Below are 26,271 nucleotides of genomic sequence, written 5' to 3' on the forward strand. Positions count from 1 at the left end.
ACAGGACGTCCACAGGAGGCCACATGCGATCATCCACTCTGATTTCCGCTTTCGCGTTGCTCGTCGCAGGCAGTGCCTGGGGCAGCGAACCGATCTCGCCGGTCCCGCCGGCCAAGGTGGGCAACGCGGCCAAGGTCGAACTCGGCAAGAAGCTGTTTTTCGACCCCCGCCTCTCGCGTTCGGGCTTCATCTCCTGCAACTCCTGTCACAACCTGAGCACCGGCGGCAGCGACAACCTCGCCGCCTCGGTCGGCGACCGCTGGCAGAAAGGCGGCATCAACTCGCCGACCGTCCTCAACTCGAGCATGAACGTCGCCCAGTTCTGGGACGGCCGTGCCAAGGACCTGCGCGAACAGGCCGGCGGCCCGATCGCCAACCCGGCCGAGATGGCCTCCAACCACGGCCTCGCCGTCGCCGTGCTGCAGAGCATTCCGGCCTACCAGGCCGAATTCCGCAAGGTCTACAAGAGCGACGAAATCAACATCGAGCGGATCACCGACGCCATCGCCGCCTTCGAGGAAACCCTGGTCACCCCCAACGCGCGTTTCGACAAATGGCTCAAGGGCGACAAGAAAGCGCTGACCAAGACTGAGCTCGCGGGTTACGCGTTGTTCAAGGAAAGCGGCTGCGTCGCCTGCCACAACGGGCCGGCCGTGGGCGGCAACTCCTTCCAGAAGATGGGCGTCGTCGAACCCTACAAGACGACGCACGAAGCGATCGGACGCGCTGCGGTCACCGGCAAGGACGACGACCGCTTCAACTTCAAGGTGCCGACCCTGCGCAACGTCGAGCTGACCTATCCCTACTTCCACGACGGCGCCGCCAAGACGCTCACCGAAGCGGTCGACATCATGGGCCGGCTGCAGCTCGGCCGCACCTACAGCGCCGAAGAAAACGCCAAGATCGTCGCCTTCCTGAAAACCCTGACCGGCGACCAGCCGCGCATCGCGCTGCCCATCCTGCCGCCGTCGAGCGACAAGACGCCGCGCCCGGACCCGTTCGCCCCCTAGCCGCGGCCAGACGCCTAGGCCCGGTCATGACTTCGCCGCGCGGCCTCGCGCGGCATTTTTTTGTTCACCCGGCGCGCGCCTCGCCGCCCACGCCGCACAGCACCAGCTCGCGCGTCGCGCGGGTCATCGCCACGTAGAGCAGGCGGGCTTCGGGCGCGGAAAGTTCGCGGCCGACCGCCAGCCGGTCGGTCGCCGGAATCACCACCAGCGAATACTCCAAACCCTTGCACGAGTGCATGGTGATCAAGGTCACTTTGTCCTCGTCGTCGGCGTGCGTCGCGTCGTCGAAATACACCGTCGGCACGCCGTGCCGCGGCAGCAGCTTGCGGATCGTTTTGGCGTCGCGGTAGTAGTCGCGATAGATCACCGCCATCTCGCCCCACGGCGTCCCGGCTCGGTGCGCGGCCTGCAGGTGGCGGACGACGAACTCGGCCTCGGCCTGCGCCGACGGCAACTGCACCACCTGCGGCACCTCACCCGCGCCCCCCGCCGACAGCGGTTCGAGCAAGGGCGCGCCGTCGTCGCCGTCGAGCGCCTCCGCAGCGGCATCGCGCGCCGCCAGCGCCGGCCACGCCGTCGCCCGGGCAAAGCGCAGGATGGCCTCGGGGTTGCGGTAGTTGATGCGCAGCACGGTCGTCCGCCCCTGCGCCTGCACGCCCACGCTCTTGAAGCTGAAGCGCCGGCGCGGCAGCGCCCCTTCCTGCCCCAGCCCCTCGGCCGCGTCGGCGTAGATCGCCTGCGCGTCGTCGTAAAGCACCAGCAGGCTATTGGTTTGCGGATCGACGAGCGGCACCAGCAGGCGGAACCAGTCGGGCGCGAAATCGTGCCCTTCGTCGATCAGGATCGCCGCGTACTGCCCGCCCTCGATGCGCCCGTCGGCCTGCGCCGCCAGCGCGCGCTCGACGAGGCCGGCGCAGTAGGCCGCCGCGTTGTCGCTGCGCGGTGGCAGCTCGATCTCGTGCGCGGCCAGCAGCGCGCGGCACCAGTGATGGAAGTGATGCACCCACACCGCCTCGGCCAGCCCCTTGGCCGCCACCAGACTCGCCAGCCGGCGCGCCAGCGCCTCGTTGTAGCACAGCACCAGGATCGGCTTATTGACGAGGCGCGCCAGATGCTCGGCGCGGTAAAGCAGGATCAGCGTCTTGCCCGATCCGGCGACGCCGTGGATCACCCGGTGCCCCTCGCCCAGGCTGCGCGCCAGTTGTTCCTGCTGCAGGTCCATGACCCGCACGAGGTCGGGCGGCGGCGGCGCCTCGGCAAAGAGCTCGCCCTGCGTCGCCGGAATGCGCACCTCGGGGAAGAGCGCCCAGCGCAGGCGGTCGATCTGCGCCGGGGAAAGCGGAGACTCGAAGCGCACCGAGAACATCGCCCACAGGTGCTGCTGGAAGGCCTCGGGCTCGACGTTCTCGAGCATCTCGTCCTGGCAGATCACCCGCGCCTCCGGAATCACCTCACCCAGCCCGCCCTCCTCGAACTGCCGGCGCGTGAGATTGGGGAAAACGACGCCATAGCTCCACGGAAAGCGGAGCTTGCCCGCCTCGCGCCCGCTGGAGAAAACGAGCTGCGGGTCGCGCTGCAAGACCTGCACGGCGGCCTGCGCATACTGCCGCGCCTGTTCGAGCGGGTTCTCGACCGCCACCTCGCCGCGCGCCGTGGCCAGGGTAAAGCTCTGCCGATCGGCCGCGCGGATCGTGCCTTTCTTCCAGTCCTTGACCTCGAGGATCAAGAGCCCGCGGCGCGGATGAAAAACGATGAAATCCGGATGCCGCACCGCCGCCCCGAGCGGCACGTTGTACCAGCAGAGGTAATCGTCTTCGAGCTTCTCGATCAGCCGCTCCGCCAGCCGCCGCTCACCGCCGCTGTCGAAGGTGCAACTGCCGAGGGAGGGGATGAGGAGGGCCATGGTTTTTTACTCAATCACGCCATTGATTCAAGCTCTTTGAGTGTTTTCCCATCTTTGCTCTTCCAAGCCACCAATCCATTAGCCGTGCCGCCCTGAACTACGGCGGCAGCCGTGCTCGGACTCGGAAATTCAGTGTCTCGCGCAAAAACGAGGACTTCGCCCTCCTGTACCAATGTACCTTCGTCGATCAAGCGTTTTCTTGCATTAACAATCCAAGGATATTTGTGCGCAGCAGGGCGCGCTTCGACGACCGCCCGAGACCCTTTCAAGACAACAAAGCCAGTTGCGGTTTGCGATCCGGTTGCACGAAGCCCTTTGATTTCGCAAACAAGAGGATGCTGAAGAGAGCCCTCAATCAGACGTACAGAAGTCGGCACGAGAAAATCAGCGCCCAGCGCTGGTAAAAGCTGATGGATCTTCTCAAGGAAAATTTCCATATCCTCTCGATCGGACTCCGGCAGTTTTGCCCCACTCCCCTGGGCGTTCGTCACCGTCGCACGTCCAATCTGCTTCGCTTGCTCAATCAAGCGCCCTTCCAAGTACCGGACATGGGCTTTGGTCAAATTCTCATCTTTGCTGACGAAAAAAATGACGTGGTTCCAGAAATCCTTTTCAAGGTGACTCTTCAGCCGATCCCGTATCGATTCAGCCTCACCGATATAGACAGCCGCCTTACTGCTCTCTTGGTCGGACCCTGTAAGGAAATACACTCCTGACCTTTGCGCTTCCTCACGTGCCAGCAAGCCATCAAACTCATTTCTCGGCGCAGCAAGTGCTTTCCCTGTCCAATTTGAAAGTTCCGCTGTTCGGAGGCGCTTAGCATCCCCATGAACAAGAAATATTTTGATCGTAGCCGAAGCCATTACTTACCCTCTCCAACGTTAATAAGCTCCCCGCCCCCCGCCAGCCCATACACCATCGGCTGGTACATGTCCTCGACGTAGGTCGGCGGGACGACGAAGCTGCCGGGGGTGACGACGCGCACGCGGTAGAAGAAGTCGTTCTGCCCTTCGAGGCGCGCGGCGACGACGAAGCGGTCGTCGCGGAACTCGGTGTGCTTGATGCGTGAATCCTGCATCGCGCTGCGGATCTCGACGCCGTCGACGAGGAGTGCGTTCTGTTCGCCCTGCGCGAGGTTGGCGTTTTCAATCTCGACGCCGGCCGGCACGTAATCGACGACGAGGCCATTCACCACGCGGCCGCGCGTCTTGACGTTCACCCGCACGACCAGCGATTCGCCGACGCGCAGCGCGCGCTTGCCGAGCAGTTGCCCGTCGGCGGTGTACCAGCGGCGCGTGACGTCGAAAGTTTCGCGCCGCGCGGCGGGCGCCTTGGCCGGGTTACCAGCGTAGTTGATCTCGACGAAGAGGCGTTCGCGGTGGGTGTTCTTCAGCGTCATTCCGGCCGCGAGCTCGCCGCCAGCGAGCGGCAGGAACTGCGTGCCTTGCCCGCCCAGGCGCTGGGCTGCCGCGGCCTTGCCGCCCGGGATCAGCTCGGCGCCCCATTCGGCCGCCTTCTCGCCAGCCTTGGGCACGGCGAAGCTGCGCCCAAGCAGGAAGAGCGATAGTTTTTCCTGCGTGCTGAGGTAGCGGTTCTTCTCCACCTCGGCCGCGACCAGGCCGACCAGGTTCTCGCGCCCCTCGGGCTTCAAGCCGTGCTTGTCGAGCAGCACGTACATCTGCGCCCAGTCGCGCAGGTTGCTGCCGTAATCGCCCCACCAGCCGGCGTTGCGCCGCTGCGTCTTGAGGCCGTCGGCGATGGCCGTCTGGCTGCGCGCCTCGTCGCCCATCAGCTTCAGCGCGAGGCCCAGATGCACCAGGGCGAGGCCCGAGTGCGCCTGGGCGCTGGCGTCGGCCAGGGTGCGCAGCGTGGCGAGCGGCGCCTTGCCCTGGCGCGCCAGCACGTAGGCGCCGTAGGCCAGCACGCCGAAGCGCCCGGCGCCGGCGTAGCGGCTGTCGGCCCACATGCCCTGCTCGCCGGGATTGGTCGGCGTGCGCGGCATCCCGGCGACGCCTTCCTGCAGGCCGCGCAGGAGGAAGTCGGTGGTTTTCTTCTCCATCTCGGCCGGCACGGTGAAGCCCTGCTCGCGCGCGTCGAGCAGGAAGTGGCCGACGTAGGCCGAGAGCCAGTACTGGTACTCGGAGAGGTTGCCCCACAGGCTGAAGCCGCCGCTCGGCGCTTGCAGCCCGACCAGCCGGCCGATGGCCTTGTCGAGCATTTCAGCGCGCTGCGCCGGGGTGAAGGCCTTGAGGCCGAACTGCTTGGCCGCAGCTTCGTCGATGAAGACGTGCGGGTAGGCAGTGCTGGTGGTCTGCTCAGCGCAACCGTAAGGGTAGGTCAGCAGGCCGCGCACCGCACTGCGCACGTCGATCGGCGGCGTGTCGGAGACGGCCAGCGTGCCCAGCACCGTCTGCGGCAGGAAGCCGGAAAGGTCGGCCTCCTTGATCTCGACCGTTTCGCCGGGGGCCAGCGCGTAACGCCGCAGCACGCTCTGGCGCGGCGTCGGTGCCTGCACCTGGAGCGGGAAGCGGCGCTCGATCTTGCTGAGCGCGCTGTCGATGCGCACCGTGACTTCGGTGAGGCCAAGCGCCGATCCGGCTTCGAGCGGCACGCGCAGGACGCGTTTTTCCTGGTCCTTGAGGCTCACTTTCTGTTCGCCGTTCTTGATCAGCAGGCCGTCGTCGTTGCTGACCTTGACCTTCACCTCCTGCGCCGCGCCGGCGAGGTTGTGCAGGTCGAGCGCGAGCAGCGCCGAATCGCCCACCGAGAGGAAGCGCGGCGTCGCGAGCTCGACCACCAGCGGCGCGGCGACGGTGACTTCGGCCTCCTGCATGCCGTAGCGCTCGCCGGCGGCGGCCACCGCCATCAGGCGCAGGCTGCCGTTGAAGTCCGGCACGGGCAGGCTGATCTCGGCCTCGCCGTTGGCATCGAGCGCCACCGGGCCGCTGAAGAGGTCGACCAGGCGCACTTTCTTGGGCAGGTTCTTGGTCGGCTTGGGCGCCGCGTCGCCGCCCCACTTGAGCTTGCCTTTGCGCCCGTCAAGCTTCTCGATCAGGCGGCCATAGATGTCGTAAAGGTCGTGCCCGTAGCGCAGCTTGCCGAAGAAGAAGGCGTTGGGGTCAGGGCTCTTGAAGTTGGTGATGTTGAGGATACCGACATCGACCGCCGAGAGGGTGACCATGGCCTGCGCGGCGCCCTTGGCGTCGGGCACCTTCACCTTCACCTTGAGCGGCTGGTCGGGCTGCATCTTGGCCGGCGCCTCGAGCGCGACCCCGAGCTTGCGCGCGCTGCGGTCGAGCGGCAGGTGCAGCAGGCCCAGGGCGCGTGCCGGCGTCGCCCCGGCGCCGGGTTTGTCGCTGCTGCTGCCCGGGCGCAGGACCATCACCGTGACGTAGAGGTCGTGGCGCTGCCAGGTTTTGTCGAGCGGGAGGTCGAGCGTGGTGCCGGCAGCGCCGATCGAGAGGCGCTTCATCCACAGCAGCGTGTCGCCCTCGACGGTGACGACGGCTTCACCGGCGTGCGGCGGGGTGATCGTCAGTTTGGCCGTGCCGCCGTCGGCGTAGGCCGGTTTATCGAGCTTCAAGGCCACGCGGTCGGGGCGCACGCCCTGCGTCTCGTCCTCCTTGGCGCTCCAGCCGGCGTAAAAACGGAAGCGGTTGAAGAAGCCGGTGTCGGGGTCGAGCACCTCAACGCGGTAACGCCCGTACTTGACCGGCAGCGCAAGCTTGCCGCGCCCGCCCGCCGGCACGGCGACCTGCCCGGTATAAACCAGCTCGTCGCTCTCGGTGAAGCCCGAGTGCCAGCCGCGCTGGTCGTCGAAGCGCCAGTAGTAGTTGCGGTCCTCACGGAAGAGGCGCACCGGCAGCGCCGCGGCGGCGAGCAGTTGCCCCTCGGGATTGGCGCGCACGACCTCGAACTCGGCCGCCGCGCCTTCGCGCGCGTAGGCGCCGACGAACAAGGGGCGCAGGCCGACCAGGGCCGGCGCCGGCCACAGCGTGCGTTCGAGGCTGCGCACCACGGGCCGGCCACCACTCTCGAGCAAGCTCAGGGTGGCGCGCAGCAGGTAGGGCGAGCGCGGCTTGCGCAACTCGGCCAGCGCGATCTCGACCTGGCCCTTGCCGTCGACGTCGAGCGCGGCTTCGGAAAGCTCGCTGCGCAGTTTGGCGGTGTCGTCCTCGACGTCGCCGAAGACGAAGCCGGGCAGCGTTTTCTCGAGCGGGTTCTTGTTCCGTTCGGCGTTGATTACCCCGAGCAGGCGGTTGCCGGCGGCCGGCGCACCGTACAGGTAGCTGCCCTGGACGCCGATCGTCCATTGGCCGTCGGCGGCGGACAGCCGTTCCTGCGGCGTGCTCAGGTCGAGCTTCATGCGCTCGGGCAGGAATTCCTCGACACCGAAGCGCAGTGCGGTGCTGGCCTGCTTGGCCGCCGGGTCGGCGCGCAGTTCGAGCGTCCAGAAGCCGGTGGCCGCATCGGCGGGGAGTTCGACGGCGCGTCGGTAGTAGCCGGGGAATTTCTCGTCGCCCGTCCAGGTGGCCGTCCATTGCGCCTTGCCGTCGGGCCGGCGCAGCAGCGCCTGCACCGGCTGCGCCGGGAGCGCGCGCCCGTCGGGGTCGCGCGCCATGACCGAAACGTCGAAAGTTTCACCCGGCCGGTAGAGGTTGCGCCCGGCGTAGGCAAAGAGGCGCACCGGCGTCGAGACCAGGCCGCCGACGTCGAATTCGGCGAGGTCGAGCGCCGGTTCCTTGAGCGTGATCAGCGACAGCTGCTCGCCTTTCCGCGCCAGCACCACCTTGGCATCCCTGGGCCGTTCGGCGAACTTGGCGCGCCCGTCGCCATCGCTCTCGGCGCGCGCCAGCACGCGCCCGTCGGCAGAAAGCCAGCTCACCTCGACGCCCGACACGCCCTTGGCCGACGTCAGCGAACTGACGAAAGCATCGGCGCCCTTGCCGGCGTACTGGCGCAGGTGCAGGCCGAGGTCGCTGACGTAGAAGTAGGTCGTCTGGTACTCGTGCCGGAAGCGGTTGGGCTGCGACATTACGGCGACATACACGCCGGGCGACTTGAGCGCGGCGATGCTCTCGACCGGAATGAAGGTCACCGCCCGGCGGTTGGCTTTCTGCTCGGTCAGGAAGCGGCCGACGAAAGCGCTTTCGGTCATGCTGTGCAACTGATCGAGCTGCCAGTTGCCGACCGCGCCGCGCAGTTCTGTCCGGCCGTAGTAGGCGTTGTCGCCCTCGTCGTCCGTCGCCGCCGGGCGCGGGGCGCCCGCGACCACGAGGTCGAGGAAGCGCGGCAACTGTTCGGGGCGCACCTTGAGGAACTGGATGTCGACCTCGGGCACGTTCACCGTGGTCACCGGCAAGCCACCGTTCTGCACCGCCGGCAGGACCATGCCGCGGCTGGCGAAATAGAAGGCTGGCGCAACTGCCGCGGTGCGGATCGAGACGCGCTGCTCGGCGGCGAGTTGCGCCCCGCCCTTGGCCGCCAGGCCGGCCTGGACGCGCACCACGTAACGCGTCTGCGGCTTGATGTGCGGGAAGAACAGGAGGCGCGGGTTGTCACCGACCACCCAGGCGCCCGACACCGGCTTGCCGTCGTCGAGCTGGGTGTCTTCAGCGCGGCGGCTGACGCCGGTAGCGGCCGGGGACGTCGCGACGGTCTCTTCGTCCTCGTCCTCGGCGGCGCGCGCCTGCGTCTTGGCGTCTTCGGGGCGCGGCGGCATTTCGAGCACCTGCACGAAGCGTCCGGCATCGAGCTTGGCGTCGAGCGGCAGCGAGAAGGACAAGGCCAGTGCCGGTGAGCCGTCGAGCTCGCGGTGCGCGGCATCGACCAGCTCGAAGACGGCATCGGCGGGCGCGGGCGGCTCGGCGTCGCGGGCAGGCCACAGGAAATAGGCCGCCAGCCCGAGCACTACCGCCGCCGAGACCAGCACCAACACACCGCGTTGCACCAACCAGGCCGGGTACCGCATGGGAAACCTCCGCGCGTGAGAGCTCGGAAGATTCTAGCAGTTTATGACAGACACGAGCCGCCCCGCGGCGCCGAGCACGGCGGGCGTGAAGGCCTGGCGCGCTGCGCTTCGCTCAGGGAAGGGTCAGGGAAAGGTCAATCACCTGGCCTTCACGCAGCACCCGCACGCTCACCGTCTGACCGCGCCCCATGCGCCCCAGGGCGTCGTCGATGCGCTGGAGCTGCTCGGGGTCGGAATTGACCTGCAGGTCGCCGATGAAGAGGACGATGTCGCCGCCCAGCAGCAATTCCTCGCCGTCGATCACCGCCGGCACGCGCCCCGGCCGCAGGCCCAGGCGGTCGGCCGGCGAACCGCGCGCAATGCGCTGCACGAGCAGGCCTTCGCGCTGCGGCACGTTGAGCAGCGCGGCTTGCGAACCGGTGAGCAGGCTGCCTTCGATGCCGGTCCACAAGGCGCGGCGTTCGAGCAGCGCCCACTTGGCGACATTGGAGGCGACGGCGAAACCGAGGCCCTCGAAACCGCCCGAGCGCGAGTGAATGTGGCTGACGATGCCGATCACCCGGCCGTCCATGTCGAACAGCGGCCCGCCCGAGTTGCCGCTGTTGATCGCCGCGTCGGTCTGCAGGAATTCGACCGGCACGCCGCCGGTGAACGCGCCGCTCAGCTTGCGCCGGGCGCTGAGGTGGCCGCTGGTCAGGCTGTGGTAGAGCGCGTACGGGGCACCGACGACGAACACCGGGTCGCCGACATGCGCCTGCGAGGAATCGCCGAGCCGCGCCGGGGTGATGCCGCGCGGCGGCCGTTCGAGCTCAAGCAGGGCCACGTCGGCGCGCACCAGCGAGGAGACGACGCGGGCCGGCGAACGCTGGCCGTCGCTGAACAAAACTTCGATCCGATCGGCGGTCTGGACGACGTGGGCGGCGGTCATCACCTTGCCGTCGGCGCTGACCAGCACGCCGGAGCCGAGGCCCTCGTCGGACGTCCAGCCCCCCTTGGGCGCGGGGGCGCTCGATTCGGTGCGGACGACGACGACCGCTTGATTGACCGCTTCGAAAACCTGACGCAGCGTTGCGGCCTCAGCCGCCCCTGCAGGGATGAAGCCGACGAGCGCACAAGCGAAAAGCAGCGCACCGAATTTGCGGAGGCTCATGTTCGTGTTTTCCCTGGATGCCCTGGAGGCCATGTTTTCTTAGTGGGCGGCGGAAACTCAAAGTCCCGCCGCCCTTTCTTTGCGAGGCCGCGCGCGCCGGTTCTGATGACCAAGTGCGTCGCCACGGTTCCCTCCCCCGCCCACCCTTCCGGGTCCCCAATCGGGGTGCGCCGGAAGCGAGTCAATGCGAGAATAGCGCTATTTCGCTCCACAAGCATCCCCTCTGCGCGAAAAAAATCAATTTTGTCCGCCTTTCGACTGGAACCTCCATGACTTTCATCGCTGCCCTTTCCGCCGCCTGGCAGGCCAACAACTCCTTGCTCTGCGTCGGTCTCGACCCCGATCCGGCCAAGTTTCCCGCCCACCTCAAGGGCCGTCCCGACGCCATCCTGGAGTTCTGCAAGACCATCGTCGACGCCACCGCCGACGTGGTCTGCAGCTTCAAGCCGCAGATCGCCTATTTCGCCGCGCACCGCGCCGAAGACCAGTTGCAGGATCTGATTGCGCACATCCACGCCCGCCACCCCGGCGTGCCGGTGATCCTCGACGCCAAGCGCGGCGACATCGGCAGCACCGCCGAGCAGTACGCCGTCGAAGCCTTCGAGCGCTACCGGGCCGACGCGCTGACGGTGAACCCCTACATGGGCAAAGATTCGGTCGAGCCCTACCTGGCCTACAAGGACAAGGGCGTGATCCTCCTCTGCCGCACCTCCAACCCCGGCGGCAGCGACCTGCAGTTCCTCGACGTCGGCGGCAAGAAGCTCTACGAACACGTGGCCGAGATCATCGCCCGCGACTGGAACACGACCGGCCAGTGCGCGCTGGTCGTCGGCGCCACCTTCCCGGGCGAGATCGCCCGCGTGCGCGAAATCGTCGGCGAGATGCCGCTGCTGGTGCCGGGCATCGGCGCTCAGGGTGGCGACGTCGAGGCCACGCTCAAGGCCGGCAAGACGGCCGCCGGCACCGGACTGATGATCAACTCCTCGCGCGCCATCCTCTACGCCGGCAAGGACGAGGCCTACGCTGAAGCCGCGCGCCGCGCCGCGGTGGACACCCGCGACCTGATCAACCGCTTCCGCTAAGCCCTCTGGACCGCGACCTGAGCGTGCCGCCCGCGCCCGACGCTGCCGAGGAAGACCGCGCCCGCTCGCCCTGGGCGATCTTCCTGATCTTCCTGCGTCTCGGGTTGACCTCGTTCGGCGGCCCGGTGGCGCACCTTGGCTATTTCCACGCCGAGTTCGTCGAGCGTCGGCGCTGGCTCGACGCGCCGGCCTACGCCGATCTGGTCGCGCTCTGCCAATTCCTGCCCGGCCCGGCGAGCAGCCAGGTCGGGATGGCGCTGGGCCTCGCCCGCGCCGGCTATCCGGGCGCGCTGGCAGCCTGGTGCGGCTTCACGCTGCCCTCGGCGGCGGCGCTCGTGGTCTTCGCCCTCGGCCTCGTGCATTTCGGCCAGGGCTTGCCCGCCGGCGCCCTGCACGGTCTGAAGGTGGTCGCCGTCGCCGTCGTCGCCCAGGCCCTGCTCGGCATGGGCCGCGCCCTCTGCGCCGACACGCCGCGTCGCGCCCTGGCCGGGCTGGCGGCGCTCTGCGTGCTGCTCTTTCCGGCCACGCTGACGCAGTTGCTGGTCATCGCCTTTGCCGGGCTCGCCGGTCTGGCGCTGTTCAAGCCGACGCCGCCGGCCGCATCGGCGCCGCTGACGGTCGGCATCGGCTTGCGCGCCGCCGTTCTCTGGCTGGCCGTGTTTTTCCTGCTCCTCGTCGCGTTGCCGATTCTCGCGCATTGGGGCGGCGGCCCGGCCATCGAACGCATCGACGCCTTCTACCGCGCCGGCGCGCTGGTCTTCGGCGGCGGCCACGTGGTGCTGCCGCTCCTGCAGGCGGAAGTGGTCGCCCCGGGCTGGGTGAGCCGCGACCTCTTCCTCGCCGGCTACGCCGCTGCGCAAGCGGTTCCCGGCCCGCTCTTCACCTTCGCCGCCTTTCTTGGCGCGGCGATGAACGGCGCCCCGAACGGCGCCCTCGGCGGAATGCTGTGTCTGCTCGCGGTGTTCGCCCCGTCCTTCCTGCTGGTTGCCGGCACCCTGCCCTTCTGGGTCCGCCTGCGCGGCAACGCCGGGGCGCAAACAGCCCTGGCCGGGATCAACGCCGCGGTTGTCGGCCTGTTGCTGGCGGCCTTCGTCAACCCGGTGTGGACCGGCGCGATCCGCCAGCCGAGCGACCTCGGCCTCGCCCTCCTGGCCTTCGCCGCGCTGGTGCGCTGGCGTTGGCCGCCCTGGCTGGTCGTCCTCGTCGCCGCGCCGCTCGGGGCATGGCTGCCCTAGGCAGCATCCGGCGAACGCGCCGAGACGTTTCGGGCGCGCCAGTGACCGTGGTTCGAGCATGATCACCAATGTGCGCTCGCTTCTCTGCGTTGCCCCCGCTACTCCCTATAGTCGCTTCAGGGTCGAGCCTGGGTTAGACTGAACGCAAGGAGATCGACATGAGCCCCCCACTACGCATCGGCGAACTCGCTCGGGCCACCGGCGTCGAGGTTGAAACCATCCGCTACTACGAAAAGGCCGGCCTGCTGCCGCCCCCGGCCCGCCAAAGCAACGGCTACCGGGCCTACGGCGCGGCCCACCTTGAACGCCTGGCCTTCATCCGCCATTGCCGCGCGCTCGACATGCCGCTGGCCGACGTCCAGCGCCTGCTCGACTTTACCCACAGCGACGACAACGCCTGCCCGGAAATCAACGCCCTGATCGACGCCCAGCTTGCGCGCGTCCACGCCCGCTTGCTGAGCATGCAGGCGCTGGAAAAGCAGCTCGCGGCGCTGCGCCGGCGCTGCCAGCACGCTACGGACGGCCCCTGCGGCATCCTCCACGAGCTGGTCGCCGCCGCACACGGCGAAGCCTGCGCCTGCCATCCAGCACCGCCGGAAGCCGCGTAAACATTGGCCTCCAGCCCGGCGCCAGAGCGCGCCCCACGGCGCGTCCAGCCCACGCCTTTCGCCACTGATTTTTTCGCCACCGACCTCGGCGCCCAACGAAACGCCCATGCCCAGCCCTGACCCCGACGCCGCGTCGCCCCCCTTGCGCCTCAATCTCATCGGCCCCGGCCGCCTGGGCCGGACACTGGCCCGCCTGTGCGCGCAAAGCGCGCGCTACCGCATCGCTGGCATCGCCGGTCGCACCCAGCTCGCCGAAGCGCAGGCCTTCATCGGTGAAGGCGCGGTGTGCGCGCTGGAACAACTGCCCCCGGCCGAGCTCTGGCTGATCGCCGTTCCCGACACCGCCATTGCCGAGGTCGCCGAAGCTCTGGCCGCATGTGGCGGCATCCGTCCGGGCGACGTGGTTTTCCATTGCAGCGGCGCGGGCAGCGCGGAACTGCTGGCGCCGTTGCGCCACCACGGCGCCCAAATCGCCAGCCTGCACCCGGTGTTCTCCTTTGCCGATCCGACGCTCGCCATGCGCAGCTTCGCCGGCACGCCTTGCGCACTGGAAGGCGACGAACCGGCCTGCCAAACCTTGGAAGCCTTCGCCCAAGCCCTCGGCGGCGCCCCTTTCCGGCTCGCGCCCGGCGGCAAGGCGGCCTATCACGCTGCTTTGTGCGTGGCCTCGAACTACCTGGTGACGCTGAGCCAACTCGCGCTCGACACCGCGCATCTGGCCGGGATGGATGCGGCACAAGCGCTGCCGCTCGTGCACCGGCTGATGGCGCAGACCCTGGCCAACGTTGCCCGCCTCGGCCCCGCCGCCGCGCTCACCGGCCCGATCGCCCGCAACGATGCCGCAACGGTGAGCGCCCACTTGCACAGCCTGGCGCGCCATCCCGAGCTGTCGCAGCTCTACCGCCAACTCGGCCGCGCCACGCTGCCGCTTGCCGAGCAGCAAAATCCGACCCAGGACTACGCCGAACTGCGCGCCCTGCTGACGACGCCGGACGCAAAAAACAAGGGGTAGCAAGCCTCGGCTTGCTATCCCCTACCTTATTTCATGGTGGATCTGCGGAGTGTCGCCTTCGCCTGCCATCAGTCCATCATTTGTCTTCGTCTGAACTTCCGGCAACTGCCTTAACACCCGCTGCCGCCACATCAACCGTAGCACCGACCACCGTGGCCCCAACGCTGACCGTCGTTGCAACAACCGTTACCGCAGCATCTGCCACGGCAACCACCGAGCAGCCGCCGCAAAAAACGGAGACGAGTACAAGCAGCAGGTACGAACGCATCAAATAGGGCCTTGTCGCAAATTGTGCCGCAGTCTTACATTAGACAAGCTATCCAGATGAACAGAACAAAAAAGCAGCATGTTTGGGCAAGAAAAAAACATCGCGCCAGACACTCAACCTACACGCCGCCGGCACAAAGAAAACAAGCACAGCGCCACTCACGAACAAGTGGACGATGTGCTTGTTTTTACTGGTGGGCCCGCAGGGACTTGAACCCTGGACCAAAGGATTATGAGTCCTCTGCTCTGACCAACTGAGCTACAGGCCCGCATTCGAACGCGGCGCGCCGGAGGATTCCGGAGCGCCGCGGGCGCATGGCGACGACGACGGCTTACTGGTTGCCGCTGTCGAGGAAGCTGCGCAGTTTGTCCGATCTGGACGGATGACGCAACTTGCGCAAGGCCTTGGCTTCGATCTGACGAATCCGCTCACGCGTGACATCGAACTGCTTGCCGACTTCCTCGAGGGTGTGGTCGGTGTTCATTTCGATGCCGAAGCGCATGCGCAGCACCTTGGCTTCGCGCGGGGTCAGCGTATCGAGCACGTCCTTGGTGATGAAGCGCAGGCTGGAGAACAGCGCGGCGTCGGTTGGCGCCAGCGTGGCCTGGTCTTCGATGAAATCGCCGAGGTGCGAATCGTCGTCGTCGCCGATCGGCGTCTCCATCGAGATCGGCTCCTTGCTGATCTTGAGGATCTTGCGGATCTTCTCTTCCGGCATGTCCATCTTTTTGGCCAGCGTCGCCGGATCGGCCTCGACGCCAGTTTCCTGCAGAATCTGGCGCGAGATGCGGTTCATCTTGTTGATCGTCTCGATCATGTGCACCGGGATGCGGATGGTGCGCGCCTGGTCGGCGATCGAACGCGTGATCGCCTGCCGGATCCACCATGTCGCGTAGGTCGAGAATTTGTAGCCGCGACGGTATTCGAACTTGTCCACCGCCTTCATCAGGCCGATGTTGCCTTCCTGGATCAGGTCGAGGAACTGCAGGCCGCGGTTGGTGTACTTCTTGGCGATCGAGATCACGAGACGCAGGTTGGCCTCGGTCATTTCGCGCTTGGCACGACGCGCCTTAGCTTCGCCGGTCGACATCTGCTTGTTGATGTCTTTCAGTTCCTTGAGCGGAATGCCGATGCGGTCCTGCAAGGCGAGCAGCTTCTTCTGCTCTTCAATGATGTTCGGCCCGTTGCGCGAGAGGATGCCGGCGTAAGCCTTGCTGGACGAGGAGGCAAGTTCGCTCTCGACCCATTCGAGGTTCAGTTCGTTGCCCGGGAAGACCTTGATGAAGTGCGGGCGCGGCATGCGCACGGTGTCGACGCAGATGCGCTGGATCTTGCGCTCGCACGTGCGCGCTTCCTCAACCATGGATCGCACCGAGTCGCACAGGCGCTCGATGGCCTTGGAGGTGAAGCGGATGGCCATCATTTCTTCGAGAATCTTCTGCTGCAGCTTGAGGTAGGCCTTGTCCTGCGAGCCCTTCTTCTGCAGCGTGGACACGGCCTTGCCGTGCAACGCCTTGATCTCGGCGAGACGGGCGAGGCCGTCTTCCTTGAGTTTGAGCAGCGAGGCCGAGCTGGCTGCACCATCGCCGCCATCTCCGTCGTCGTCGTCATCCTCGTCGGCGTCGACGCTCGACTCTTCCTCGGCCAGTTCCTCGAGCACTTCGTCGGCATTCGGGTCGATCACGCCGTCGATCAGCTCGTCGATGCGCATCTCGTCCTTGGCGATCTTGTCGGCGCAGTCGATGATTTCGGCGATCGTCGTCGGACAGGCGGAGATCGCCTGGATCATGTGCTTGAGGCCGTCTTCTATGCGCTTGGCAATCTCGATTTCGCCTTCGCGGGTCAGCAGTTCGACCGAGCCCATCTCGCGCATGTACATGCGCACCGGGTCGGTAGTGCGACCGAATTCGGAATCGACGGTGGACAGGGCCTGTTCGGCCTGCTCTTCGACGTCGGCATCATCGGCGCCGACGGTCGGCGCGTTGTCGGACATCAGCAGCGTCTCGGCATCGGGCGCCTCGTCGTAGACCTGGATGCCCATGTCGCTGAAGGTGCTGATGATGCTTTCGATCTGCTCGGCGTCGACGACGTCGTCCGGCAGGTGGTCGTTCACTTCGGCGTAGGTCAGGAAGCCCCTGTCCTTGCCCAACTTGATGAGGGTCTTGAGGCGCGTCTTGCGCGTTTCCTCGTCGACCGGCGACGGCTGATTGCTGATTTGCGCCAGGAGGTCGGCCGCTTTTGCCTTGGCCGACTTGTTGCTTGCGACTTTTTCCCTTGCCATGACCACGTCCCGGTTAGCGTTAAACTGGAAAAACCTGAAATTATATCACAACTTAGTGCTCTTTGACCGGCGAAGGCCGAACACACAGCGCTTCGACGTACTGCCGTTTCTCGTCCTCCGTCAGCCCCGCCACGCCCAGCCGGCCCACCTTGGCCTGCAAGGCTGCGAAAGCCCGACGCCGCTCGGCCTCGACCAAGCGTTCGACCACCCCGGCAAATTCGGCATCCAAGCCATCCTCGGCCAAGGGCTGATGCATCAGATCGGCGGCGGCTTCGCGCAATACCACTTCGTTCTCGTCGCCGCGCAAACGTTCCAACAACAGCGCATAACCCGGCACTGGCTCACCCGCCGCGCGTATCGTCTCGCACAAAGTCGTCACCGCGCGCGCCTCGGCCGAATCGGCAGGCAGCGCGGCAAGCGGCAACTCTCGAGCCAGCTCCGGTTTCTGCAGCAACAAGCGCAGCAAAGGCCGCAGCAAGGAAGGCGCCTGGCGCGGCACGCGCGCCGGGGCTGGGCGAGCCACTGGGCGCAATTCGCACAGGCGCTCGACCTCCTGCTGGGAAAATCCACTTGCCTCCGCTAGTCTTTTGACCAACTGTAGTCGCAATAGCGGCGTTTGCAAGCGCAACAGCAAGGGCTTGGCGTCGGCGATCAGCTTCGCCCGCCCCTCGGCGCTTGTCATATCGCACTGTGCAGCCAATTCACGCAGCATAAACTCGGAGAGCGGCAAAGCCTCGGCAATCAAACGCGCAAACGCTTCGCGCCCGCGATCGCGCACATAGCTGTCGGGGTCCTCGCCGTCGGGCAGGAACACGAAGCCGATGCTCTTTTGCTCCGGCAGCGCCTCAAGGCTGTTCTCCAACGCGCGCCAGGCGGCCTTGCGGCCGGCGTTGTCGCCGTCGAAGCAGTAAACGATGCGATCGACCTGACGCAAAAGCTTCTGTACATGCGTCGCCGTCGTCGCCGTGCCGAGCGTCGCCACGGCGTTGCCGACGCCATGCTGAGCCAAGGCCACGACGTCCATGTAGCCTTCGACGACAATTGCCGTATCGGTTTCGCGCAACGCGGCGCGCGCCTGCGGCAGGCCGAAGACTTCACGCCCCTTCTCGAACAGCGGCGTCTCGGGCGAATTGAGGTATTTCGGCTCACCAGCGCCGAGCACCCGGCCGCCGAAGCCGATGATCTCGCCTTTCTGGTTCATGATCGGGAACATCACCCGATCCCGGAAGCGGTCGTAGCACCGCCCCTGTTCGTTACGGATCACCAGCCCCGCGCTCTGCAAGGCGGCGTCCTGATAATTCTCGAAAACCGCCTCGAGGTTCTGCCAACCTTCGGGTGCATAGCCGATCCCGAAACGCTGTGCGATCTCGCCGGTCAGTCCGCGCTGCTTGAGGTAGGCGATCGCCTTGTCCGAGCGCTTGAGCTGCTCGTAGTAGTAGCGCGCAGCGCGGGCCATGACCTCGGTCAGCGCCGTGAGACGCGCCCCGTCACCCGGGCGTCGCGCTTCATCCTCGGGCACCTGCAGGCCGACCTGCTGTGCCAGATCGCGCACCGCGTCGACGAAGCCGAGCCCGGAGTACTCCATCAGGAAGCCGATGGCCGTCCCGTGCGCGCCGCAACCGAAGCAGTGATAGAACTGTTTCGTCGGGCTGACGGTGAACGACGGCGTTTTTTCGTTATGAAACGGACAGCAGGCCGCGTAGTTGGCGCCCGCTTTCTTGAGCGGGACGTGCTTGTCGATCAGGTCAACGATGTCGACCCGATGCAACAACTCCTGGATGAAGGACTCGGGAATCATCCGCCCGCCGCTTTCGCCGGAAAAAGCCCGCGCAAGCGCGGATCAAGCCGCAGCCAGACGCGCGCGCACCCGCTTGGAGACTTCGCTCATGTCGGCACGACCGGCCAGTTCGGGCTTGAGCACGGCCATCACCTTGCCCATATCGCCAGGCGCCGCAGCGCCCGTCGCAGCAATCGCGGCGGCAACGGCGGCATCAATCTCGGCCTCGGAAAGCGCTGCGGGCATGTACGCCGCGAGCACCTCGGCCTCGAACTTCTCGGCCGCAACCAGATCGTCGCGCCCGGCTGCCGCGTATTGCGTGATCGAATCGCGCCGCTGCTTGAGCATCTTGTCGATGACCGTCTGCACGCCGGCATCGTCGAGCTCGATGCGCTCGTCGACTTCCTTCTGCTTGATCGCTGCAAGGAGCAAGCGGACCGCCGCCAGACGCGCCGTCTCGCGCGCCCGCATGGCGGATTTCATGTCTTCGTTGATGCGTTCTTTCAGGCTCATCGCAAGCACTCTCCGCGGTTATTTTTCACACACTCAAGACGCACGCCGGACGCCCAACGACCACGCAAACGCACAAATGCGAAAAGCCGCCCGTCTCTAGACAGGCGGCTGTCGCGTGGTCAGCACTCCAGGCTTAGTACAGCTTGGGCGGCAGCATCTGGCTGCGCATGCGCTTGTGGTGGCGCTTGACGGCAGCCGCCAGCTTGCGCTTGCGCTCGGCCGTGGGCTTCTCGTAGAACTCGCGGGCGCGCAACTCGGTCAGCAGACCGGTCTTTTCGACGGTACGCTTGAAGCGGCGAATCGCTACTTCGAACGGCTCATTTTCCTTGACGCGAATAGCAGGCATTCAATGTATCCTAGTTTCAGGGGTTCGACGGACAACAACAGAGCCGGCCATTCTAATCAAAGGCACAAGAAAAGCCAAGCCTTTTGTCAACATCGAAACCAACGCGCCGCCCTGCGGGCTGGTAAAATCCCGCCCATGCTCATTCTTGGCCTCGAATCGTCCTGCGACGAAACCGGCGTCGCGCTGTACGACGCCGATGCCGGCACCCTGCTGGCTCACGCCCTGCACTCGCAGATCGTCATGCACCGCGACTACGGCGGCGTCGTTCCCGAACTCGCCTCGCGCGACCACATCCGCCGCACTGTGCCGCTGCTGCGCAGTGTGCTCGCCGACAGCGGCACATCCCTCGCCGACATCGACGCCGTCGCCTACACCCAAGGCCCGGGCCTCGCCGGCGCACTGCTCGTCGGCGCCGCCTTCGCCGAAGGCCTGGCCGCCTCCCTCGACATCCCCTGCGTGCCGGTGCACCACCTCGAGGGGCACCTGCTCTCGCCACTGCTCTCGCGCCGCCCACCGTGCTTTCCCTTCGTCGCGCTGCTCGTTTCGGGCGGCCACAGCCAACTGATGCGCGTCGACGGCATCGGTCACTACACCCTGCTCGGTGAAACGCTCGACGACGCTGCCGGCGAGGCTTTTGACAAGACCGCCAAGCTACTCGGCCTGCCCTACCCCGGCGGCCCGGTGCTTGCCGAACTGGCGGCACAAGGCCGCCCGGATCGCTTCAAGCTGCCACGCCCGATGCTCAACTCCGGCGATTTCGATTTCAGTTTCAGCGGCCTCAAGACCGCCGTGCTGACGGCGGTGCGCAGCCACCTTGCCAGCCAGGAGGCCACCGAACTCGATGCTCAGACACGCGCCGACGTGGCGCGCGCTTTTCAGGATGCGATCGTCGAGGTCTTGGTCAAAAAGGCCATGCGCGCCGTCAAGGCCAGCGGCCTCGGTCAACTCGTCGTCGCCGGCGGCGTCGGCGCCAACCGCGAACTACGCCGCCAACTTGACGCCAAAGCGGCCAAGGCACGCATCGAGGTGTTTTATCCGGAACTCGAGTTTTGCACTGACAACGGCGCGATGATCGCGCTTGCCGGCGCACTGCGGCTCAAATCCGGCGCCGAAGCGAAAACCGCTGGCGCCTTTGCGGTACGCCCGCGCTGGCCGCTGGACTTGAACCGCTGACGCCGCGCTGGGCAAGAATCCAAGCCCGCACGCGAAGCAAACCGGCTTAGCGACGCCCTTTGCGCGACTTCCCGGGCTTGGCCGCCGGGGCCGACGGGACGGGCGTTGCAGCCCCCTTCTTGCCCGCGCCGATCTTGGGCTCCGTGCCCGCCATCAAGCGCTGCAGGTTGCCCCAATGCTTGCCGATCAAGGCCATGGCGATGATGCCAACGGCCACCACTTGGTTATCCCCGCCCCACAGCAGAAAGGCGTACAGCGGCGCACAGGCCGCGGCCACCAAGGCCGCCAGCGACGAATAACGCAACACCACGGCGACGCCCAACCAGGTTCCCAGCACACCGAGTCCGAGCAAAGGATCAAGGGCGAAGAGCACTCCCGCCGCGGTGGCCACCCCTTTGCCGCCCTTGAAACCGAGGAACACCGGGTAGAGGTGCCCGAAAAACACGGCCAGCGCCACCAGCGCGACAACGCCTTCGCCGAACAAGCCGCGCTCCATGAACATCTGGGCCAGGAATACCGCCAGCCAGCCTTTGAGCAGATCGCCCAAGAGGGTCAGCGCGGCCGCCTTTTTGTTGCCGCTGCGCAAAACGTTGGTCGCACCGGGGTTCTTGGAGCCGTAGCTGCGCGGATCGGCCAGCCCGAACACACGGCTGGTGACCACGGCAAACGGTACGGAGCCGAGCAGGTAGGCGGCGAACAGGGCGGAAAGGGCGATCGCGAAAGAGGTCATGGCGAGTTCGGACGTTCTTCGGTGGACGACTGGGTTAAAATGCGCGCTTGGCGCAAGGGCTGCCATTGTACTCTGCCCACGCGCCCCGCCACTTCACTCCCTGCCGCATGGACATCATCTTTATCGACGAACTCCGGCTCTCGACGCTGATCGGGATCTACCCGCGCGAGCAAACGATCCCGCAGACCCTCGAAGTTTCGCTGCAGATCGGCACCTCGACCGCCAGCGCCGGCGCCAGTGACGACATCGTCGACACCATCAATTACGCCGAGGTCGTCGAACGCTTGCGCCACGACCTCGAAACCCGCCACTTTCAGTTGCTCGAAAAGCTCGCCGAACATGTTGCCGGCGTCGTGCTCGAAGACTTCGGCGCCGCCTGGGTGCGCGTCTCGGTCGCCAAGATCGGCGTGCTGCGCGGCGTCAAACGCGTCGGCGTGACGATCGAGCGCAGCCGCGCGGCTTAAGCTTAGCCCGGCAGGGCCACACTGACCGCAACCGGGGCTAGCGCGCGCATCAAGTCGTGCGGATGCACGCCGACCAGAAAGCCGCGCTTACCGCCATTGATGTAAATCAGCGGCAGATCGAGGATGCTCTTCTCGATATACACCGGCATTTTCTTCTTGGTCCCGAACGGGCTGGTGCCGCCGACCAGATACCCCGTGTGACGACTGGCAGTCTCGGGCGCACACGGCTCGACCTTCTTGCAACCGATCTGGCGCGCTAACTCCTTGGTCGACACCTTGCAGTCGCCGTGCATCAGCACGATCAGCGGCTTGGCTGCCTCGTCCTCCATCACCAGCGTTTTGACGACGGCATGCTCGCCGACATTAAGCTCGCGCGCCGAAACGCGCGTTCCGCCATGCGGCTCGTAGGCATAGAGGTGCGTCGAATGCGCGATGCGCTGCTGGCGCAGGAAGCGGGTTGCCGGAGTTTCCGGCGCGTGTTCGGTTTTCATCGGCAGAACCTGAAGCAATCACCTGCCCGCAGGATAGCAGACCGCGCACTAGCCGCGCGGGTGATGGACCTCGTGCAGCGTTTTCAGGCGCTCGCGCGCGACGTGGGTGTAGATCTGCGTCGTCGAGATGTCGGCATGACCGAGCAGGAGCTGCACCACGCGCAGGTCTGCGCCGTGGTTGAGCAAGTGCGTCGCAAAGGCGTGCCGCAGGACGTGCGGCGACAGGCGGGCCGGGTCGATCTGCGCCGGGATGGCGTATTTTTTGATGAGCTGCCAGAAGGCTTGGCGCGTCATCGCCGCACCGCGCGCAGTGACAAAAAGGTCGTCGCTCGTCCGCTCGCCAAGCAGGGCCGGGCGGGCCACGCGCAGGTAGCGGCGCAGCCAGTCAACGGCTTCTTGTCCCAGCGGGACGAGCCGCTCCTTGCTGCCTTTACCGAAGACGCGCACCACGCCCATGTCGAAATTGACTTCGTGCAACCGCAGGCCGACGAGCTCGGCGACGCGCAGCCCGGTGGCATAAAGCGTCTCGAGCATGGCCCGATCGCGCAGCCCGAGCGGAGCGCTGACGTCGGGCGCGGCCAGCAGCGCTTCGACCTGTCGCTCGCTGAGCACCTTGGGCAGACGCGAAGGCTTGCCGGGCAGGACGATCCTGAGCGTCGGGTCGGCGACGACACGACCGCGCGCGTGCAGATGGCGATAAAAGCGGCGCAAGGTCGAGATGTAGCGCGCCTGCGAAGCCGCACGCAGGGTGCGCGACAGCTCGGCAACGAAACGCATCACCGCCAGCTCGTCGGCCGCAATCAGCGCACAAGCCGGCACCTGCGCCCGCAGCCAGCGCGCCAGATGCAGGAGGTCGCTGCGGTAGCTGGCGAGCGAGGCGCGCGCGAGGCCGTCCTCGAGCCACAGGGCATCGCAGAAGGCGTCGATTTCAGCCAGATCGGCCGCCGCCGGCGCAAGCTCGGGAGCGGTGGCTTCAGCCGCCACGCGTCACAACGCCTTCATGCACCAACAGCCAGCGCTTGATGTCCAGCAGGAAGCCGCCGCCGTTGCGGGCGAATCCGCCCAGCGCCCCGCCCGCAGCAATGACGCGGTGACAGGGTACGACGAGCGGATACGGGTTGGCGCCGCAGGCCTGGCCGACGGCGCGTGGTGCGCTGCGCAACGTGCGTGCCAGATCGCCGTAGCTGCGGGTGGTGCGATTGGGGATGCGCTCGATCTCGGCCCAGACGCGCCGCTGGAAGGGCGTTCCAGCCGGCCGCAAAGGCAGTCCGAATGCGGCCTCCGGGTCGATGAAGTAAGCCTCCAGCTGGCGCATCGCCACCGCGGCCAGCGCATTGGTCGGCGCCATCTCCGAGCAGGGCTCAAGGTAATCGAGGCCGAGGATTTCGTCCTCGACGCAACGCACGCCGACGCTGAACGTCGGCGCGGTAACAATGGCCTGATAGACCTGCAAAGACTGTTCTGCCAGCCCCATGCGCCTCCCGCAATCCAGCTCGGCTGGCGCGACGCTCAGCCGCGCACTTGGCCGGTGCCGAGCACGATCCACTTCTGGCTGGTCAGCCCTTCGAGGCCGACCGGGCCACGCGCGTGGATCTTGTCGGTCGAGATGCCGATCTCGGCCCCCAGCCCGTACTCGAAACCGTCAGCGAAGCGCGTCGAGGCATTGACCATCACCGACGCCGAGTCGATCTCGCGCAGGAAGCGCAAGGCGGCGCTGTAGTTCTCGGTGACGATGCTTTCGGTGTGGTGCGAGCTGTAATGGTTGATGTGCGCGATCGCCTCATCCAGGCCGGCGACCACCTTGACCGAGAGGATGGGCGCCAGGTATTCGGTAAAGTAATCCTCATCGCTCGCCGCCACGGCGGTCGGAACCAACGCCTGCGTCTCGGCGCAGCCACGGATTTCGACGCCTTTGTCGGCCAGCATCGCGCCGATGGACGGTAGCAACTCGGCGGCGCGCGAACGCGCCACGAGCAGCGACTCGGCGGTGTTGCAGGTGCCGTAGCGCTGGGTCTTGGCGTTCTCGACGATGGGCAGAGCCTTCGCCGCATCAGCGGCCTCGTCGAGGTACACATGGCAGTTGCCGTCGAGGTGCTGGATCATCGGCACGCGGGCTTCGGCAAGCAGGCGCGAGATCAGCCCTTTGCCGCCGCGCGGTACGATCACGTCGACGTACTCACGCATGGTGATGAGCTGGCCGACCGCGGCCCGGTCGGTGGTATCGATCACTTGCACGACCTCGGGCGGCAGGCCGGCGCTGGCCAGCGCCTCCTGCACCAGCGCGGCGATTGCGCGGTTGCAGCGGATGGCCTCGGAGCCGCCGCGCAGGATCGCGGCATTGCCCGATTTAAGGCACAGCGCCGCCGCGTCGGCGGTCACGTTCGGACGCGCTTCGTAGATGATGCCGACGACGCCCAGCGGCACGCGCATCTTGCCCACCTGAATCCCGCTCGGGCGGAACTTGAGCTCGCCGATCTCGCCGACCGGGTCGGGCAAGGCGGCGATCTGTTCAACGCCTTCGGCCATCGCCTCGATGCTCTTCTCGCTCAAGGCGAGGCGGTCGAGCAAAGCGGCCTCCAGCCCGGCGGCTCGTGCCGCGGCGACATCCTCGGCGTTCGCAGCAAGCAAGGTCGCGCGTTCGCGCCGGATCGCGGCCGCCAGGGCAAGCAAAGCAGCATTTTTAACGCGCGTATCGGCGCAGGCGATGGCACGCGAGGCGGAACGGGCCTGGGCGCCGACACGGCGCATGTAGTCTTCGATGTTCATAGTGCAAATGGGACGCCGGGTCGCGGCAGAGGTTCGCTGGAATGGATCATTATGATCAAACAAAACCCTTAATGGAACCATCGGAACGGGTTACACTCTTAGGGTTGTCGAAACTCGCACCACCCGCAATCGATGGACACCAAACAAAAACTAATTATCCCGGCTGAAGTGAAGGTCTGCGCGACCTGCAGCTTCTGGGACGGAGAACGCAAGGTCGATCCCGAGTTACGCGTCGTCGTGATTGAAGACGCGTGCGAAGGGGAATGCCTGGTGCAGGAGAAGTGCTGTCGCGGCCTCAACGATGAGGGCGAATGGCGCGACGACTGCCTCTGGGAACACCTCGCGCCCGACGAACCCACCGACGAGAAGTAAGCCGAGCGCTACTTCCCAAGGCGTGCGGCCCTGCCGTCACCGGCCTCACCTTCTGCTGCACGCCCTACTGTCCCCCCAGCCTTACCCCACCGCTCCAAGCACGCCCTCGGCGCGCTTCAGCATAAGCGCAGCCCCAGGCGAAGAAATTCGTCCCAGACGTCGGACGGCCCGCCCAAACCCTTGATCAAACGATCGATCTGCGCCGCATGCCGCAATGCCGCGAGGCTCGCGCGCACCTCGACCCGTTGCAAGGCCCGCCGCAGCAAACCTTGCCGCGCTCCCCAGACCCGGGCTTCCTTGAATGCCGCATCAACCGATTGCCCGGACTGCAGCGCCACCTTGATCTGCGCAAGGGCGCGCACTTCCTCGGTCAAGGCCCAGAGCACCAGCGGCGGCGCCTCGCCCTCCTGACGCAAGCCGTCCAGGGTGCGCGTCAAGCGGACCACATCACCGGCCAGCAATGCTTCGCGCAGCCCGTCCAGATCGTAACGCGCAACATTCAGCACCGCGTCACGCACCTGCTCAAGACTGACTTCCCCCGCGGGATGCAGCAGGCCAAGCTTGAGAATTTCCTGATGCGCAGCGAGTAGATTGCCTTCAACGCGCTCGGCGATGAACCGCAATGCCTCGTTGCCGGCGCGTTGCTGCTGCCGCGCCAGACGCCCGCCGATCCAGGCCGGCAAGTCATTCAATCCCGGCGGAACGAGTTTGACCGCCGCCCCGGCCTCAGTCAGCGCCTTGAGCCACGCCGCTTTTTCCTCGCTCCAGTCAAGCCCCGGCAGGGTCACCAGAAGCAAGGCATCGGGCGACGGACGCGCACAGTAATCTTGCAGCGCTGCGCTGCCCTCGCGCCCGGGCTTTCCGGTAGGAATGCGCAGATCAAGCAGCGTCCGCCCGCCGAAGAGCGACATGTTGCCCGCGGCATGCGCCAGGTCGCTCCAATTAAAGCCCGGCAAGGCGGTCAGCACTTCGCGTTCGTCAAACCCCTGGCGCCGCGCTGCGGAGCGGATCGCGTCGGCCGCTTCGATGACCAGGAGCGGCTCGTCGCCATAGACGACATAGACCGGCTGCAGCTCGCGTTCGAGGTGCGCCGCCAGCTGATCACCGCGCAGTTGCATG

Annotated in this window: 23 protein-coding genes and 1 tRNA gene; 8 read left to right on the top strand and 16 right to left on the bottom strand. The window is 66.4% G+C overall.

The annotated features are described in order from the left end of the window. Nucleotides 1–23: 23 nt before the first annotated feature. Nucleotides 24–1,010, top strand: a complete 987-nt coding sequence (locus QMB55_RS06285) for a cytochrome-c peroxidase (RefSeq protein ID WP_497587826.1) — start codon at nucleotides 24–26, stop codon at nucleotides 1,008–1,010. A gap of 64 nt (nucleotides 1,011–1,074) precedes the next feature. Here the strand turns inward: QMB55_RS06285 and QMB55_RS06290 are convergent, their stop codons facing one another. The 4 genes from QMB55_RS06290 to QMB55_RS06305 all read right to left on the bottom strand — a co-directional run bounded on the left by QMB55_RS06290 (nucleotide 1,075) and on the right by QMB55_RS06305 (nucleotide 10,034). Then, the gene (locus tag QMB55_RS06290; RefSeq protein WP_497587827.1) at nucleotides 1,075–2,913 is read right to left on the bottom strand and encodes a DEAD/DEAH box helicase; all 1,839 of its coding nucleotides are present in this window, start codon (nucleotides 2,911–2,913) and stop codon (nucleotides 1,075–1,077) included. Nucleotides 2,914–2,927: 14 nt separating this feature from the next. Next, the gene (locus tag QMB55_RS06295) at nucleotides 2,928–3,776 is read right to left on the bottom strand and encodes a GIY-YIG nuclease family protein (RefSeq protein ID WP_497587828.1); all 849 of its coding nucleotides are present in this window, start codon (nucleotides 3,774–3,776) and stop codon (nucleotides 2,928–2,930) included. Next, nucleotides 3,776–8,884 carry an alpha-2-macroglobulin family protein gene (locus QMB55_RS06300; RefSeq protein ID WP_497587829.1) on the bottom strand — a complete coding sequence of 1,703 codons (5,109 nt, stop codon included), beginning with the start codon at nucleotides 8,882–8,884 and terminating at the stop codon, nucleotides 3,776–3,778. The genes QMB55_RS06295 and QMB55_RS06300 overlap by 1 nt, the downstream gene beginning before the upstream one ends. A 112-nt stretch (nucleotides 8,885–8,996) precedes the next feature. Then, the gene (locus QMB55_RS06305) at nucleotides 8,997–10,034 is read right to left on the bottom strand and encodes a S1C family serine protease (protein WP_497587830.1); all 1,038 of its coding nucleotides are present in this window, start codon (nucleotides 10,032–10,034) and stop codon (nucleotides 8,997–8,999) included. A gap of 269 nt (nucleotides 10,035–10,303) precedes the next feature. Here QMB55_RS06305 and pyrF point away from each other — a divergent pair, with 269 nt between their 5' ends. From pyrF to QMB55_RS06325, 4 genes are all read left to right on the top strand, one after another. Next, complete coding sequence (pyrF, locus tag QMB55_RS06310) at nucleotides 10,304–11,116, top strand: orotidine-5'-phosphate decarboxylase (protein WP_497587831.1); 813 nt, start codon at nucleotides 10,304–10,306, stop codon at nucleotides 11,114–11,116. Nucleotides 11,117–11,139: 23 nt separating this feature from the next. After that, nucleotides 11,140–12,351: a chromate efflux transporter gene (chrA, locus tag QMB55_RS06315; RefSeq protein WP_497587832.1), complete on the top strand. Its 1,212-nt coding sequence runs from the start codon at nucleotides 11,140–11,142 to the stop codon at nucleotides 12,349–12,351. Between the two features lie 158 nt (nucleotides 12,352–12,509). Further along, nucleotides 12,510–12,959, top strand: a complete 450-nt coding sequence (gene cadR, locus QMB55_RS06320) for a Cd(II)/Pb(II)-responsive transcriptional regulator (protein ID WP_497587833.1) — start codon at nucleotides 12,510–12,512, stop codon at nucleotides 12,957–12,959. A 106-nt stretch (nucleotides 12,960–13,065) separates the two neighbouring features. After that, nucleotides 13,066–13,971 carry a Rossmann-like and DUF2520 domain-containing protein gene (locus QMB55_RS06325; protein WP_497587834.1) on the top strand — a complete coding sequence of 302 codons (906 nt, stop codon included), beginning with the start codon at nucleotides 13,066–13,068 and terminating at the stop codon, nucleotides 13,969–13,971. Between the two features lie 76 nt (nucleotides 13,972–14,047). Here the strand turns inward: QMB55_RS06325 and QMB55_RS06330 are convergent, their stop codons facing one another. The 6 genes from QMB55_RS06330 to rpsU all read right to left on the bottom strand — a co-directional run bounded on the left by QMB55_RS06330 (nucleotide 14,048) and on the right by rpsU (nucleotide 19,156). After that, a complete protein-coding gene (locus QMB55_RS06330; RefSeq protein ID WP_497587835.1) occupies nucleotides 14,048–14,239 on the bottom strand; it encodes a hypothetical protein in 192 nt (63 codons plus the stop codon). 191 nt (nucleotides 14,240–14,430) lie between these two features. Then, nucleotides 14,431–14,507, bottom strand: a tRNA-Ile gene (locus QMB55_RS06335). Between the two features lie 63 nt (nucleotides 14,508–14,570). Then, nucleotides 14,571–16,520: an RNA polymerase sigma factor RpoD gene (rpoD, locus tag QMB55_RS06340; RefSeq protein WP_497587836.1), complete on the bottom strand. Its 1,950-nt coding sequence runs from the start codon at nucleotides 16,518–16,520 to the stop codon at nucleotides 14,571–14,573. Between the two features lie 52 nt (nucleotides 16,521–16,572). Next, a complete protein-coding gene (dnaG, locus tag QMB55_RS06345; protein WP_497587837.1) occupies nucleotides 16,573–18,318 on the bottom strand; it encodes a DNA primase in 1,746 nt (581 codons plus the stop codon). Between the two features lie 42 nt (nucleotides 18,319–18,360). After that, the gene (locus tag QMB55_RS06350) at nucleotides 18,361–18,810 is read right to left on the bottom strand and encodes a GatB/YqeY domain-containing protein (RefSeq protein ID WP_497587838.1); all 450 of its coding nucleotides are present in this window, start codon (nucleotides 18,808–18,810) and stop codon (nucleotides 18,361–18,363) included. Between the two features lie 133 nt (nucleotides 18,811–18,943). Next, nucleotides 18,944–19,156 (bottom strand): 30S ribosomal protein S21, encoded by a 213-nt coding sequence (gene rpsU, locus QMB55_RS06355; RefSeq protein WP_497587839.1) that lies wholly within the window; start codon nucleotides 19,154–19,156, stop codon nucleotides 18,944–18,946. 135 nt (nucleotides 19,157–19,291) lie between these two features. On the opposite strand from rpsU, the gene tsaD reads away from it, so the two are divergent. Further along, nucleotides 19,292–20,329 carry a tRNA (adenosine(37)-N6)-threonylcarbamoyltransferase complex transferase subunit TsaD gene (gene tsaD / locus QMB55_RS06360; RefSeq protein WP_497587840.1) on the top strand — a complete coding sequence of 346 codons (1,038 nt, stop codon included), beginning with the start codon at nucleotides 19,292–19,294 and terminating at the stop codon, nucleotides 20,327–20,329. A 46-nt stretch (nucleotides 20,330–20,375) separates the two neighbouring features. On the opposite strand, the gene plsY is transcribed toward tsaD, so the two are convergent. Beyond that, a complete protein-coding gene (plsY, locus tag QMB55_RS06365; RefSeq protein ID WP_497587841.1) occupies nucleotides 20,376–21,059 on the bottom strand; it encodes a glycerol-3-phosphate 1-O-acyltransferase PlsY in 684 nt (227 codons plus the stop codon). Nucleotides 21,060–21,166: 107 nt separating this feature from the next. Between plsY and QMB55_RS06370 the strand changes: the two genes are divergently transcribed. Next, complete coding sequence (locus tag QMB55_RS06370; RefSeq protein ID WP_497587842.1) at nucleotides 21,167–21,523, top strand: dihydroneopterin aldolase; 357 nt, start codon at nucleotides 21,167–21,169, stop codon at nucleotides 21,521–21,523. Between the two features lie 2 nt (nucleotides 21,524–21,525). Here QMB55_RS06370 and ybaK read toward each other — a convergent pair whose 3' ends face one another. From ybaK to QMB55_RS06390, 4 genes are read right to left on the bottom strand one after another with little or no spacing between them, the layout of a single operon-like run. Then, on the bottom strand, nucleotides 21,526–22,014 hold the full coding sequence (ybaK, locus tag QMB55_RS06375; protein WP_497587843.1) for a Cys-tRNA(Pro) deacylase: 489 nt from the start codon (nucleotides 22,012–22,014) through the stop codon (nucleotides 21,526–21,528). 48 nt (nucleotides 22,015–22,062) lie between these two features. Continuing rightward, nucleotides 22,063–22,998 (bottom strand): site-specific tyrosine recombinase XerD, encoded by a 936-nt coding sequence (xerD, locus tag QMB55_RS06380; RefSeq protein ID WP_497587844.1) that lies wholly within the window; start codon nucleotides 22,996–22,998, stop codon nucleotides 22,063–22,065. After that, nucleotides 22,988–23,488: a methylated-DNA--[protein]-cysteine S-methyltransferase gene (locus tag QMB55_RS06385; RefSeq protein ID WP_497587845.1), complete on the bottom strand. Its 501-nt coding sequence runs from the start codon at nucleotides 23,486–23,488 to the stop codon at nucleotides 22,988–22,990. Before QMB55_RS06385 ends, xerD begins: the two co-directional genes overlap by 11 nt. A 35-nt stretch (nucleotides 23,489–23,523) precedes the next feature. Beyond that, the gene (locus QMB55_RS06390; protein WP_497587846.1) at nucleotides 23,524–24,861 is read right to left on the bottom strand and encodes a glutamate-5-semialdehyde dehydrogenase; all 1,338 of its coding nucleotides are present in this window, start codon (nucleotides 24,859–24,861) and stop codon (nucleotides 23,524–23,526) included. A gap of 51 nt (nucleotides 24,862–24,912) precedes the next feature. Here QMB55_RS06390 and QMB55_RS06395 point away from each other — a divergent pair, with 51 nt between their 5' ends. Further along, a complete protein-coding gene (locus tag QMB55_RS06395; protein WP_497587847.1) occupies nucleotides 24,913–25,152 on the top strand; it encodes a hypothetical protein in 240 nt (79 codons plus the stop codon). 116 nt (nucleotides 25,153–25,268) lie between these two features. Here the strand turns inward: QMB55_RS06395 and holA are convergent, their stop codons facing one another. Further along, nucleotides 25,269–26,270: a DNA polymerase III subunit delta gene (gene holA, locus QMB55_RS06400; RefSeq protein ID WP_497587848.1), complete on the bottom strand. Its 1,002-nt coding sequence runs from the start codon at nucleotides 26,268–26,270 to the stop codon at nucleotides 25,269–25,271. Nucleotide 26,271 lies beyond the last annotated feature (1 nt).

Source organism: Propionivibrio sp. (genome assembly GCF_041441355.1).
Lineage (GTDB): Bacteria > Pseudomonadota > Gammaproteobacteria > Burkholderiales > Rhodocyclaceae > Propionivibrio.

Coding starts and splice junctions, on each gene's coding strand:
- QMB55_RS06285 (WP_497587826.1), top strand. CDS start 24: ATGCGATCATCCACTCTGATTTCCGCTTTCGCGTTGCTCGTCGCAGGC.
- QMB55_RS06290 (WP_497587827.1), bottom strand. CDS start 2,913: ATGGCCCTCCTCATCCCCTCCCTCGGCAGTTGCACCTTCGACAGCGGC.
- QMB55_RS06295 (WP_497587828.1), bottom strand. CDS start 3,776: ATGGCTTCGGCTACGATCAAAATATTTCTTGTTCATGGGGATGCTAAG.
- QMB55_RS06300 (WP_497587829.1), bottom strand. CDS start 8,884: ATGCGGTACCCGGCCTGGTTGGTGCAACGCGGTGTGTTGGTGCTGGTC.
- QMB55_RS06305 (WP_497587830.1), bottom strand. CDS start 10,034: ATGAGCCTCCGCAAATTCGGTGCGCTGCTTTTCGCTTGTGCGCTCGTC.
- pyrF (WP_497587831.1), top strand. CDS start 10,304: ATGACTTTCATCGCTGCCCTTTCCGCCGCCTGGCAGGCCAACAACTCC.
- cadR (WP_497587833.1), top strand. CDS start 12,510: ATGAGCCCCCCACTACGCATCGGCGAACTCGCTCGGGCCACCGGCGTC.
- QMB55_RS06325 (WP_497587834.1), top strand. CDS start 13,066: ATGCCCAGCCCTGACCCCGACGCCGCGTCGCCCCCCTTGCGCCTCAAT.
- QMB55_RS06330 (WP_497587835.1), bottom strand. CDS start 14,239: ATGCGTTCGTACCTGCTGCTTGTACTCGTCTCCGTTTTTTGCGGCGGC.
- rpoD (WP_497587836.1), bottom strand. CDS start 16,520: ATGGCAAGGGAAAAAGTCGCAAGCAACAAGTCGGCCAAGGCAAAAGCG.
- dnaG (WP_497587837.1), bottom strand. CDS start 18,318: ATGATTCCCGAGTCCTTCATCCAGGAGTTGTTGCATCGGGTCGACATC.
- QMB55_RS06350 (WP_497587838.1), bottom strand. CDS start 18,810: ATGAGCCTGAAAGAACGCATCAACGAAGACATGAAATCCGCCATGCGG.
- rpsU (WP_497587839.1), bottom strand. CDS start 19,156: ATGCCTGCTATTCGCGTCAAGGAAAATGAGCCGTTCGAAGTAGCGATT.
- tsaD (WP_497587840.1), top strand. CDS start 19,292: ATGCTCATTCTTGGCCTCGAATCGTCCTGCGACGAAACCGGCGTCGCG.
- plsY (WP_497587841.1), bottom strand. CDS start 21,059: ATGACCTCTTTCGCGATCGCCCTTTCCGCCCTGTTCGCCGCCTACCTG.
- QMB55_RS06370 (WP_497587842.1), top strand. CDS start 21,167: ATGGACATCATCTTTATCGACGAACTCCGGCTCTCGACGCTGATCGGG.
- ybaK (WP_497587843.1), bottom strand. CDS start 22,014: ATGAAAACCGAACACGCGCCGGAAACTCCGGCAACCCGCTTCCTGCGC.
- QMB55_RS06385 (WP_497587845.1), bottom strand. CDS start 23,488: ATGGGGCTGGCAGAACAGTCTTTGCAGGTCTATCAGGCCATTGTTACC.
- QMB55_RS06390 (WP_497587846.1), bottom strand. CDS start 24,861: ATGGTTCCATTAAGGGTTTTGTTTGATCATAATGATCCATTCCAGCGA.
- QMB55_RS06395 (WP_497587847.1), top strand. CDS start 24,913: ATGGACACCAAACAAAAACTAATTATCCCGGCTGAAGTGAAGGTCTGC.
- holA (WP_497587848.1), bottom strand. CDS start 26,270: ATGCAACTGCGCGGTGATCAGCTGGCGGCGCACCTCGAACGCGAGCTG.